The following is a 12,236-nucleotide window of genomic DNA, read 5'->3' on the forward strand; positions in this document are numbered from 1 at the left end:
CGCGGCGCCCTCGATCGTCACGAGCGCGAGGACACGGTCTCGGTCACGGGGCAGCTCTGTGCTTCGCCAGGAACGCCTCGACCTCCGCGAGCTCCTTCGCCTTGCTCTCGCCGACCGCACGGAAGCCGTCGGCGGCCCTGCGCGCCTCGGACAGCGCGCGGGTGCGGTCGCCCTTGGTGAGGAGTAGAGCCCTGGCGAGGGAGAAGTGGGCCTCGGGCTCAAACGTCTGCATGCCCTCGTCCGCGTCGTAGATGGTGACTGCGCGCTCGAGCAGCGCCAGCGCGGCGGTCGGCTGGTGCTGCACGAGCGCGAGGTTGCCGAGGCTGCTGAGGGAAATAGCCACGTCGGGGTGGTCGGGGCCCAGCTCCTTCTCCAGGATCGCCAGCGCTCGCTCGTGAAGCACCTTCGCCTCCGCGTACGCGCCCATGGCCTGGTGAACGTTGGCGAGGTTGTCGAGGGAGAAAGCCACCTTGGGGCTGTCGGGGCCCACCTTCTCCCGGATGGCCAGCGCACGCTCGTGCAGCGCCTTCGCCTCCGCATACGCGCCTGTGGCGTAGTGAACGTTGGCGAGGTTGTAGAGGGTGTGAGCCACGTCGGGGTGGTCGGGGCCAAGCGCCTTCTCGAAGATGGCAAGCGCTCGCTCGTGCAGCACCTTCGCCTCCGCGTACGCGCCCGTGGCGTTGTGAACGAAGGCGAGGTTATCGAGGGAGCGGGCCACGTCGGGGTGGTCGGGGCCCAGTGCCTTCTCCCGGATGGCCAGCGCTCGCTCGTGCAGCACCTTCGCCTCCGCGTACGCGCCCGCGGCGTTGCGAAGGATGGCGAGGTTGTTGAGGGAAGTCGCCACGTCGGGGTGGTCGGGGCCCAGCGCCTTCTCCCGGATGGCCAGCGCTCGCTCGTGCAGCCGCTTCGCCTCCGCGTACGCACCCGTGGCCTCGTGAACGTTGGCGAGGTTGTTGAGGGGTATGCCTATCTCGGGGTGGTCGGGGCCCAGCGCCTTCTCCGCGATGGCCAGCGCGCGCTCGTACAGCACCTTCGCCTCCGCGTACTCGCCCACGGCGTGGTGAACGTTGGCGAGGCCGCTGAGGGATATGGCCACTTGGGGGTGGTCGGGGCCCAGCGCCTTCTCCCAGATGGTCAGCGCTCGCGCGTACAGCACCTTCGCCTCCGCATACGCGCCCGTGGCGTAGTGAACGTTGGCGAGGTTGTTGAGGAAGATGGCCATGCTGGGGTGGTCGGGGCCCAGCGCCTTCTCCCCGATGACCAGCGCTCGCTCGTACAGCTCCTTCGCCTCCGCGTGGGTGCCCATGGCGTCGTGAACGAGGGCAAGGTGGTTGAGACGGCCAGCTTCGCCGAGTTTCAGGGGGTCGCCGGCAAGCAAGAGCGCGACCTCGGCGTGGCCCGCCCATACCTTGGCCTCGGCATGACGAGCCTGCCGTTTCCCGATGTTGAGCACGAGGTCGACAGCGGCGCGGACCGCCACGTCCCACGCCCGCACCCTGGACGCCGCCATGTACGCTGCAAGGCTCGCGGCCTCGGCCTCCGAATAGACACCTGTCCGCTCGAGCAAGTCCCCCTCGAGCTGCCGGGCCGCGGCGGTCAGAGGCGGCCAGCCGAGCGCCTCCGCGTCCGCCAGGGCCGAGCGCACCTGCTTCAGGCCGTCGGGGAACTTGCCAGCCAGACGCAGGGTCCGCGCCCGGGACAGCGCCGCTCGCACTTCATCGATCCGCGCACGCGCGTCCGCGGGTGGTGGCGGCGGCAGGGCCGCGAGGACTTGCACGTCGATGCAGGGCGACACCGGCGGCAGGCCGGCGGCCGCGGTGACCGCCTTCTGTACGACCGTCGCGTCGGCGCGCGCCAGCTCCGTGGCGAGTGCCGCGAGCTCCATCCGCCGCTCGTCGAGGCACCACACGGCCCGGTCGAGTTGCTCCGCGCTGAGCGTCTCCTCGACCTCGGCGGCGAGGCATGCCCGGGTCCGGTGCTCCCGCCAGGCCTCGGCCTGTGCGTCGAAGAACGGCATGACCTTCTCCGCGGTCACCGGCGCGTAGCTCACCCCGGTGGCGACGATGCCGTCACGCACGCCGGCCCGCGCCTCGTCGTTCCAGACCGCGAAGATGCCGGCACCGTCCGCCTCGCACGCCGCGACGCGCTCGGCCCGGTCGTGACGCTGGTACAGCGCCGCGGATGCGCCGAGAGCCGCCGCCGCCGCGACGCCCACGAGCCACCTCCGAGCCCGGGCCCGAGCCCGGCCCTGCGACAGCGCATCGAGCAGCGCCTGCATCGACGCGAAGCGGCGCCCGGGGTCCGCCGCGAGTCCTCGCAAGCACACCCGGCGCAGCCAGCCGGGCACCCGCCGCGAATGTGCGTCGCGCGGGACGGGCTGCACTCTCCCTGACAGCACATTCGCCGCCAGCTCGATCAGCGTGGCGCCAGCGAACGGCCGCTCGCCCATCAGCGCCTCCCACAGCGTGACGCACAGCGAGAACACGTCGGTCCGTGCATCGACCGTATCGCCGCGGAACTGCTCCGGGCTCATGTACGCGGGCGTGCCCATCACGCTCCCTGCCCGGGTCACCTGCGCGGCCAGGGCCGCGAGCTCAGGACCCGCGGCCGTCGGCGCCCCGGGCCGGACCGGTGCGGGCCCGTCGTCCCCGAGCGCACGCACGAGACCGAGATCCATCACCCGCACGCGGCCGTCCGCGCCGAGCATGAGGTTGTCCGGCTTGATGTCACGGTGCACGAGGCCGGCCTTGTGCGCCGCCGACAGTCCACGCACGGCCGGTATCAGGACGTCCAGAACCTCGCGCCACGTTCGCCGCTGCTTCAGCCACGCCGACAGCGTCTCGCCCTCGACGTACTCCATCGCCACCCACACCGCTCGTTCGTGCTCGCCGACGTCGTGCACCGCCACGATGTGCGGGTGGTTGAGCTTCGCCAGCGCCTGGGCTTCCCGCACCAGACGGGTCCGTGCCTCGCCCGCCGTGAACGGGTCGGCGTCACCCAACCGCGGATGCAGCAGTTTGAGCGCCACCTTGCGGTCGAGCTCGGGGTCATAGGCCGCGAACACCACCCCCATCCCGCCGGCGCCGAGCTTCGCCAGCACCACGTAGCGGCCGACGATGGTGCCGCGCGCGAGGTCAGCGGGCGCGTGCTCGCCAGACCGGGCCGCGTCGCCGCGACTGGTGGCGGCAGTGGCGGCCAGCGCCGCGTCGTGGGTGGGCGACGCGGTCTCGGTCACGGGGTCGACCTTCGCGCCGGCTTCATGAGGACCGGCGGAGTGGCCCGGGTCGCAAGCCCGGCCACGGCGGTGGAAGTGGGGCCGATCATGGAATCCCTACTGGCACCTCTAACTCGAGCGTGGCGCCTTGTCACCGCCGCGGACATCGAGGCCATCCCGAGCGGCGCGGACCTGTTCGGCGCGCGGCCCGTGCCCGCGTCGGGGCCCCGCCGAACGCCGCGGAGCACCTCACGGAATTGATCCGCGGTCCACGGTCACTATCCCCGGGGTCCCGCGCCCAGCCATGACCAGCGAGCACGACAGCCTGGACACGACCCTCAGCGCCTCACAGGCGAGGCCCCGCCCCTGGCTGGTCGCCACGCAGAGCGTCGACCGCCAGCACGTCGGGCCGCCGGCGGACCCCGCCGGGCCGCTCGACAAGCAGCTCGTCAAGCGCGCCCTGTTCCCGCAGCGCGCCATCCCGGTGCGGATCGGCCGCTTCACCGTGCTCGGCCTGGTCGGGCGCGGCGGCATGGGCGTGGTGTACGCCTGCCACGACGAGCTGCTGGGTCGCAAGGTCGCGGTCAAGGTTTTGCACAGCGAGGTCCGCAGCGACCACGCCAGCCGGCGCCTGCAACGCGAGGCCCAGGCGCTGGCCAAGCTGAGCCACCCCAACGTCGTCGCCGTCCACGACGTCGGCACCCTCGGCGAGCGCGTGTATCTGGCGATGGAGTTCGTCGACGGTCAGACCCTCGGCGCCTGGCTGGCCGCGACGCGACCGGGCTGGCGCGAGGTCCTCCGCGTCATCCTCGCGGTCGGCGACGGCCTGGCCGCGGCCCACGACAAGGGCCTGATCCACCGCGACATCAAGCCCGACAACATCATGGTCGGCGCCGACGGGCGCGTGCGGCTCATGGACTTCGGCCTCGCCCACGCCGACAACGAGACCACCGGTGATCGACCCGCGGTCTCACCCGGGGCCCTGCACAGCAACGACGCATGGACCGCCGAGCTCACCCGCACCGGATCGATGATGGGCACGCCCGCCTACATGGCCAGCGAGCAATTCCTCGGCGAGCCGGTCGACGCGCGCAGCGACCAGTTCTCGCTGTGCGCGACCGCCTGGCTGGCGCTCTACGGCCAGCCGCCCTTCGCCGGTGAGACCCTGCTGCCGCTCGCCAGCAACGTCACCAGCGGCGCCCTGACGCCGCCACCCGCGGGCACCCGCGTGCCGACCTGGCTGCGTCGCGTGCTCGAGCGCGGGCTCCGGCCGCGCGCCGAGGACCGCCACGTCGACACCCGCGCCCTGCTCGCGGCCCTGCGCGCCGACCCGACCCGGCGCCGCTGGTTCGCGGGCCTCGCGGCCGGCACGACCGCCGCCGTGCTGCTCGGCTTCGGCGTCGCCGCGGCGGTCGAGCAGCGGGCCATCGCCGCCTGCGCGGCCGAGGGCGCCGCGATCGACGACGACTGGAACGACGCCACCCGGGCCGCGCTCGAGCGGTCCTTCCTCGCCACCGGCAAGGCCTACGCCGCGACCACCTACGCGCGCACCCTGCCATGGTTCGACCGCTGGGCGGCCGCGTGGGCGACCGCCGCGACCCGCAGCTGCCACAACCACACGCTCGCCGGCACCTGGGACGCCGACCTCCGGCTGCGCGCGCACGACTGCCTCGCCGAGGCCCGCGGCAACTTCACCGCCCTCGTCCACGAGCTCGGCGACGCCGACGATGGCGCCCTCGTGCGCGCCACCGCGGCCGCCGCGGGCCTCGCGTCGGTCGACGCCTGCACCCGCCCCGAGGCGCTGCGCCAGCGACCGATGATGCAGCCCGGCCAGCGCGACGCGGTCGTGGCGGTCCGCGCCCGACTCGCACACGCGGCCTCGCTCGAGGCGGCCGGTCGCTACGACGACGGCCTCGCCGTCGCCAGCGCGGCGCTGGGCCCCGCGCGCGCGAGCGGCTGGGCCCCCGTGCTCGCCCAGGCCGAGCTGCGCGCCGCGTCACTCGCCGAGCGCACCGGCGACTACGCCGAAGCCGAGGCCAGCCTGCTGCGCGCGCTCGCGGCGGCCGGCGAGGCCCGCTCGCCCGCGCTGGCGCTCAGCGCCGCGACCGACCTGCTGTACCTCGTCGGCTATCGCAGCTCGCGGCCCGCCGAGGGTCGCGTGTGGGCCCGCTCGGTGCAGCTGCAACTCGCGCTGCTGCCCGGCGAGCACCCGCTCGAGCGCGCCGACCTGGCCAACCACCTGGCCGGCGTCGAGTACGTGAGCGGCGACTACCCCGCGGCCGTCCGCCTGTACACCGACGCGCTCGCGCTCCGCGAGGCCGCCCTCGGCCGCGACCACCCGCGCGTCGGCGACAGCCTCAATAACCTCGCCGGGGCGCTGTACGCCCAGGGCGACAACGCCGAGGCCACGCGCCTGTACCTCCGCGCGCTGGCGCTGACCGAGCAGGCGCTGGGACCCGATCACCCGCAGGTCGCGACCACGCTCAGCAACCTCTCGCTCGTGTACCAGTCGACCGGCGCCTACGCCGACGCGCTCCGCGTGCTCACCCGCACCGTCGCGATCCGCGAGGCCGCGCTCGGCCCGGACCACCCGCAGATGGCCAACGCCCTCAGCAACCTCGCGCTGGTCCACGAGGCCATGGGCGCCAACGACGAGGCCGCGCGCCTGTTCCTGCGGGCCCTCGAGATCCTCGAGCGGAGCCACGGACCCGAGCACCCGCAGGTCGCGGATTGCCTGCACAACCTCGCCACCGTGCGCTTCGCCACCGGCGACCACAACGACGCGATCCGCCTGCTGGGCCGGGCGCTCGCCATCTACGCCAAGCTCCAGGCCGACGACCACCCGATGATGGCCACCAGCCTCGCGGCCCTGGCCCAGATCCACCTCGCGCGCCACGAGCACGCCGAGGCGCTGCGCCTCTACACCCGCGCCCTCACCATCCTCGAGGCCTCGCTGGGCGCCGATCATCCGAGCGCCGCGCACGTGCTCACCGGCCTCGGTGAGACCCACGCGGCGATGGGCCACACGCACGAGGCCGTCGCGCTGCTCGAGCGCGCCCTGGCGATCCGCGTCGCCGGCAGCGTGCAGCGCGAGGAGCTGGCCGAGACCCGCTTCGCCCTCGCCCGCGCCCTCGGCCCCGAGCAGGCCCGGCGAGCCCGCGAGCTCGCCCTCGAGGCCCTGCACGACTACGCCGAAACCGTCGGCTCGGAGCGCGAGCGCCTCGCCGTCGAGGCGTGGCTGGCGGCCGCACGGGCGGCCCCCTGAGCGCGACTACTGCAGCGGCATCCGCGGCGGAGGCTGTGATAGCATGCGCCGCGATGAACGATGCATATGCGACCCGGTGGATATGGCGCGTATCGAGAGCCTCGCGGATCGTGGCGGTGCTCGTCGCCGTCGGTGGCTGCAACGCGAGCGGGCCGGCGGCTCCCGGAGCCCCCGCGGCCCCGGCCGTCGTCATCCCCGCGCACGTGAACGAGCAGGAGCCCGCCGCCGCCGCCATCGCCGCCCTGCGCTCCGCGCCGGCGCTGCTCGAGACCTCCGCGATCCACGTGGACAGCAGCAGCGGCCGCTTCCTGGTCCTCGACGAGGCGGGCAAGCAGGTCACCGGCGTGCTCGTGAATCGCGACAGCCGCGGGGTCATCGGCGAGATCGAGGTCCTCGCGGACGGCGAGCGCCACGGCCCCTTCGTGCACTGGACCAGCGAGGAGGGCACGCCGATGCAGGCCGGCTGGTGGCACAAGGGTGATCCGGTCGGCGTCCACCGCCGCTGGCACCGCCCGCAGGCCGGCGGAGGCCTCGAGTTCGTCGGCGTGATGGCCGGCGCAGCGCCGAGCCCGATCCGGGTCGAGTACGCCGCCGACGGCAAGGTCACCGCCTCGTCGCGCGCCGTCGACGGCAGGCTCGTCGACGACAAGCCACCGGTCGACCACTGGGCCAGCTGGCCCGACCGCCCCGCGTGGAGCCTCCAGCCGGCGCCGAACCGACCGCCCGACCTGCCGGTGCTCGCGCCGAAGGAGTGAGCTCGCCGCCCGGCCGCGGCGATCGATCTCCGCGCATCGCGAGCGCCGCTCGCTTCCGGACTATGTGCTGACTTCAGACGCGTGCCCCACGTCACGCGCAATTCGTACGACCCGCCAGACCCTGGGCCGTGGAGGCGATAGGTATGTGGCTGCATGTTTCGCCGCGCCTCGCTCGCCTGCGCCGTCGCCTCGCTGGTCGCGTGCACGCCCGACATCCCCGAGGATCTCGGGACCTGGCCCGAGGACCAGGTGCTCGTGGCCGGCCATCCGCTGCTCGGGCACCTCGCCGCGGCGCTCCCCGACGGCGGCGCCGGCCTGACCCTCGAGGAGTTCCTGCGCAGCGATCAGGACTACGACGAGGCGCCTGACCCGAGCTCGCTGTTCGCCGCGCGCCGCGACGCCCACGCGGCCCTCCCCCCGCAGGGCCCCGCCGAGGAGCTGCGCCTGCTCACCTACAACACGGCGCTGCTCGGGCGCTGGTTCGTGTTCTTCAGCGTCGTCATGCCCGAGCTGGCGACGCGTCGCCGCGTGCTGCACGACATCGTCCTGGACGACGGCTGGGACATCGTGCTGCTGCAAGAAGTGTGGGACCTGCAGGACGTCGATCGCCTGCGCGCCACCGCGGCGGAGCGCGGCTACCTGGTCTACGCCGGCAGCGAGGCCCACCACGAGGAGCACGGCCTGGCGATCGCCGTGCGGGCCGCGCTGGTCGACGCCGACGCGGCGCAGGAGCAGGCCGAGCACTCCTACGAGCAGCAGCGCGAGCCCGAGGACTTCCCGGGCCCCGGGGTCGTGCGCGGCTTCCTGCACTGGAGCTTCGTGCACAGCGCGACCGGCGTGCGCGTTCACCTGTTCAACACCCACGCGACCTCGTTCCCCGGCTTCGCCCGCACCCGCGACTTCCAGATGCGCCAGCTCGGCGGGACCATCCGATCGATCCCCGCCGACGACGTCGCGTTCATCGCCGGCGACTTCAACGGCGGCACCTACTACCCCGACGACGCCTTCGGCGTGACCAAGGGCGAGACCGTCACGGGCTGGTGGTCCAACCCGGCCGCCTACGCCCTGCTCCTGCACTACGGCGACGCCGAGGACCTGCGCAACGCCGCCACGCTGCCGACCGACGTCGCCGACATGGACGCCGTGCCCGCGTGGTCGCCGGACTACTTCGACCGGCCCTTCGGCGACGGGGCGTTCTGCGAGCGCAGCCCGCCGGCCTTCCTCACCGGCAACGACTGCAACAGCCTGTACTTCCGCTCGTACGCGGGCACCGAATATCCGGCCCGCATCGACCACCTGTTCATGCGCGACCCGCAGCGCCGCGTGCGAGTGCAGGCGACCGAGATGGTCTACACGCAGCCCCGCGAGTTCGCCGACGCCGGCCGCTTCGAGCTCTCCGATCACTACGGCGTCGCCGCGACCGTCACGCTGGCCCGCCGCGAGTGACCCTAGAACTGGCCGCCCACGACGATCCCCGCCAGGCCCCGGCCGGCCATCGGCGCGACCCGCAGCTGTCCCTTGGACCATGTCCGATCGTAGCTGCGGGCGTAGGTCGCCAGCGCCGCGCCGGCCACGGTCATCCCGGCGCCCGCCCAGTAGGTCGTCTCGAGCAGCGTGTAGGCGCAGACGTTGGTCGTGCAGGCGCGGGTCCACGGCAGGAACACCGCGCGTCCGAGGACGAGCACGGCGAGGCCGGCACCGACCAGGGCGAAGCCCCCGCGGCGCATGCGTGGGATGTCGAGCCGGCGGGCGCCCGCGACGCGGTGCTGGGCGGCCTCAAAGCGGCCATAGCGGTGCTCGCCGGCCAGCAGCAGGCCGAAGCCCGGGGCGACGAACAGGAGATTGCCGAGGTTGGTGTTGACCTCGATGTTGCGGACGCTCCAGCGGCCGAAGCGGTCGCCCGGGGGCAGCTCGACGCGGGTCCCCCAGAACGCCTCGTTGCCGATGCGGTACAGCGCGCCGACGGACAGCAGCACGCCGCCGGCGATCAACATCCCCTGCCCCGATCGCTCGGGAGCCCGGGGGGCGCGCGCCTCGGCGGGCGTCGTCATCAGCAGCGCGGCCAGCAGCCAGGGGATCATCGCCCGCGACCCTAGACGGCCCGTCGATCGCTTGCAACCGCCGCGGGCCCGGGTTGAAGATCGCGCGCCAGCCTGGTCAGACCCAGGTGCCCGTGAGCATCGCCGAGAAGGCGGGGTACGGGGCCGAGGCGCCGGTCGGCTTGTTGGCGGCGTAGCTGACCTTCACCCGCGCCAGCAGCTCGTCCTGGACCTCGGAGCCGCTCGCGGTGGTCTCGGGGTCCTCGTTGAGGCGCGACTTGGAGATGACGAACACCCGGCTGCGATCGACGTGGGGCATCGACTCGCCGACGGCGAACGAGCTGCCGCCCAGGGTGGCGATCGGGGTGTCGATGGTCGGGACTGCGAGGCTGCCCTCGCGGGCGGCGGGCACCTCCATCGAGAGGGTCAGCCAGTCGCGACCCAGGAGGCTGACCTCCTCGTTGAACACCGAACGCGCCATCTGCTCGACGCGGGACGGGGTGAGGCGATACTTGATCGTGACCCGGACGCTGGTCGGCGTGGACGGGATCTTCGCGATGCTGAGAGTGACATTGGAAAGGACGGCCATTTGTTCTCCTGCCCCCATGGGCAGGACCGTTATAGGCCGGGTCGCACCATACAACCAGCGAAGCGATTACGCGGATAATCTTCGCATCATGAAAATCGTTCGCCAAGCTGACGGGCCGCGCTGCGATGCACATATCACGAGCCTGGATATTGTCGCACCACGAATATTACCGCGAACCAATACAATGAGGCGGAGCGCCCCGGGTGGGGCGCTCCGCCGATTACCGCGTGAGCGGACGATCAGACCCAGGTGCCGGTGACGACCGACGAGAAGGCGGGGAACGGCGCCACCGCGCCGCTCGGCTGGTTGGCGGCGTAGCTGACCTTCGCGCGCGACAGCACCTCGTCCTGGACCTCGGAGCCACTCGACGTGGTCTCGGGATCCTCGTTGAGGCGCGACTTGGCGATGATGAACGCCTTGCTGCGATCGACGTGCGGCGTCGACTCGCTGACGGCGAAGGGGGTGCCGCGCAGCGTGACGATCGTGCTGTCGCGGGTCGGGAAGGTCAGCGTATTCTCGCTGCCGACCGCCGCATCCGCGGGGAGGAGCAGCCAGTCGCGCGAAAGCAGGCTGAACTCCTCGTTGAACACCGAGTGCGCCATCTGCTCGACCCGCGACGGGGTGAGGCGATACTTGATCGTCACCTTGACGGCGGTGGAGGACGACTTCTCGATAGTGAGCGTGACATTGGAAAGGACGGCCATTTGTTTCTCCTGCCCCACTGGGCAGGGTTGTTATATAAGCGACAGAACCAAGAAACCAGCGAAGCGATTGCGCAGTAAATATGCGCATGCCGAAAGTTCGGCGCCGTTCGATATCATCGCATGACCAGCCGGACGGCCGGGCGGGGGGGGGGGGGGGGGGGGGGGGGGGGGGGGGGGGGGGGGGGGGGGGGGGGGGGGGGGGGGGCGATATATACACACTTTGCGCAAATGCGCGTATCGACCATAGCAAATGGGGCGGCCGGCCGGGCTGGCCGATCGCCTCATCCAGAACAATCGACGGGCTCGCCAGCCCGTGATTTGATCAACCCGCGAGCGGGGGGAAGGACAGACGAAAACGTGTGCCCTTCCCGGGCGCCGTATCGACTGTTACCGAGCCCTGATGGCGCTGCATGCAGGACGCGACCATCGCCAATCCGAGGCCGGTGCCCTGTTCGCCCTTGGTCGTATAGAAGGGCTCAAACACGCGGGCGGCGACCTCGGGCGGCATCCCGGGGCCGTCGTCGATGACCTCGATCCAGCTGCTCTCGGGCGTCGCGCCGGTGCGCACCTTGATCGCGCCGCCGTCGGGCGTCGCCTCGATCGCGTTGACCAGCAGATTCACGACGGCGCTGATGATATCGCCGGCCCGACCGAGCACGGGCGCGGAGGCGCCGAACTCCTCGTCGATGTAGTCGGTACGGCCGGAGCGCGAGGCCATGTGCGGCAGGGCGATCTCACGGCCCTCGTGCGCCAGTCGGTTCAGGTCGACCGGCTCGAAGCGCGACTCGGGGGCGTGACGGGCGTACGCCCGCAGCCGGTCGAGCGTCTGCAGACCGCGGGCCAGCACGCCCTGGATCTCGACCACGCTCCGCTTCACGTTGTCCAGCTGTCCGCGATCCGCGGCGCGGCTGATGAGCTGCAGGTGCAATGATATCGGGTTGAGGATGTTGCGCAGGTCGTGCGAGATGCCGGCCGTCATTTCACCGAGGACGAGCAGCTTGTCCACCTTGGCGAACTTCGCCCGCGAGGCCTCGATCTGCGCCTGCGCCCGCGCGAGCTCTCGCTGGCACGCCGCTGCGGCCAGCGCCGCGGCGGCCCGCTCGAGCATGCCGTCGAAGAGCGGGCGGGGTCCGAGCGGGGCCTCGCCGCGAAACAGCGACACGACCCAGCCCAGCGGCTCGCCACCCGCAGTGAGGGGGCGGACCGCCGCGGCGGCGAAGCGACCCTCGCAGGCGGCCAGCAGCGCCGACGCGAGCCCGTCCGGCTGCGCCTGGACGACGGCGGGCAGGTCGCGCAGCTGCTGCGGCAGACCCGGCGTGAGGACCAGCGGAGCGCCGCCGCCGTCGCGGAGCAGCACGGCCACGGCGTCGGCCGCGACGTGGCTGACCAGCGCCCTGGCGAGCAGCCCCACGATCGCGGCGGCGTCGCTGACCCCGGTGAGGCCGTGCCCGAAGGCGATCAGACGATCGATCGCCTCAACCTGGACGAGCCGCGGGGCGGCGTCCGGGACCAGCCGCGGGTCGCCCGGGCCGACCTGCCGGCGTTCACCCCTGCGTCCCGGCGAGAGCGTGCGTTCAGCCTTCATGGGCCGAGGATCACCGCTCCCCGTCTGGCGACCCATCCTCGAAATCAATGAGCGCGGGCCACGAGAATTGATGCGCCCCGGGGCG

Annotated in this window: 8 protein-coding genes; 3 read left to right on the forward strand and 5 right to left on the reverse strand. The window is 72.5% G+C overall.

Features of this window, described 5'->3' with window-relative positions; genetic code table 11:
• Positions 1-43 precede the first annotated feature (43 nt).
• Positions 44-3,235 carry a serine/threonine-protein kinase gene (locus tag IPJ59_RS26470; protein ID WP_293273848.1) on the reverse strand — a complete coding sequence of 1,064 codons (3,192 nt, stop codon included), beginning with the start codon at positions 3,233-3,235 and terminating at the stop codon, positions 44-46.
• Between the two features lie 283 nt (positions 3,236-3,518).
• On the opposite strand from IPJ59_RS26470, the gene IPJ59_RS26475 reads away from it, so the two are divergent.
• From IPJ59_RS26475 to IPJ59_RS26485, 3 genes are all read left to right on the forward strand, one after another.
• Positions 3,519-6,479, forward strand: a complete 2,961-nt coding sequence (locus IPJ59_RS26475; RefSeq protein WP_293273849.1) for a serine/threonine-protein kinase — start codon at positions 3,519-3,521, stop codon at positions 6,477-6,479.
• Between the two features lie 110 nt (positions 6,480-6,589).
• On the forward strand, positions 6,590-7,234 hold the full coding sequence (locus tag IPJ59_RS26480; RefSeq protein WP_293251694.1) for a toxin-antitoxin system YwqK family antitoxin: 645 nt from the start codon (positions 6,590-6,592) through the stop codon (positions 7,232-7,234).
• A gap of 153 nt (positions 7,235-7,387) precedes the next feature.
• Positions 7,388-8,680, forward strand: a complete 1,293-nt coding sequence (locus IPJ59_RS26485) for an endonuclease/exonuclease/phosphatase family protein (protein WP_293273850.1) — start codon at positions 7,388-7,390, stop codon at positions 8,678-8,680.
• Positions 8,681-8,682: 2 nt separating this feature from the next.
• Here IPJ59_RS26485 and IPJ59_RS26490 read toward each other — a convergent pair whose 3' ends face one another.
• From IPJ59_RS26490 to IPJ59_RS26505, 4 genes are all read right to left on the reverse strand, one after another.
• The gene (locus tag IPJ59_RS26490; RefSeq protein WP_293251690.1) at positions 8,683-9,315 is read right to left on the reverse strand and encodes a hypothetical protein; all 633 of its coding nucleotides are present in this window, start codon (positions 9,313-9,315) and stop codon (positions 8,683-8,685) included.
• A 76-nt stretch (positions 9,316-9,391) separates the two neighbouring features.
• Positions 9,392-9,862: a hypothetical protein gene (locus IPJ59_RS26495; RefSeq protein WP_293273851.1), complete on the reverse strand. Its 471-nt coding sequence runs from the start codon at positions 9,860-9,862 to the stop codon at positions 9,392-9,394.
• Positions 9,863-10,101: 239 nt separating this feature from the next.
• The gene (locus IPJ59_RS26500) at positions 10,102-10,566 is read right to left on the reverse strand and encodes a hypothetical protein (protein ID WP_293273852.1); all 465 of its coding nucleotides are present in this window, start codon (positions 10,564-10,566) and stop codon (positions 10,102-10,104) included.
• 322 nt (positions 10,567-10,888) lie between these two features.
• Positions 10,889-12,151: a sensor histidine kinase gene (locus IPJ59_RS26505; protein WP_293273853.1), complete on the reverse strand. Its 1,263-nt coding sequence runs from the start codon at positions 12,149-12,151 to the stop codon at positions 10,889-10,891.
• Positions 12,152-12,236 lie beyond the last annotated feature (85 nt).

This window comes from Nannocystis sp. (assembly GCF_016714285.1).
GTDB lineage: Bacteria > Myxococcota_A > Polyangia > Nannocystales > Nannocystaceae > Nannocystis.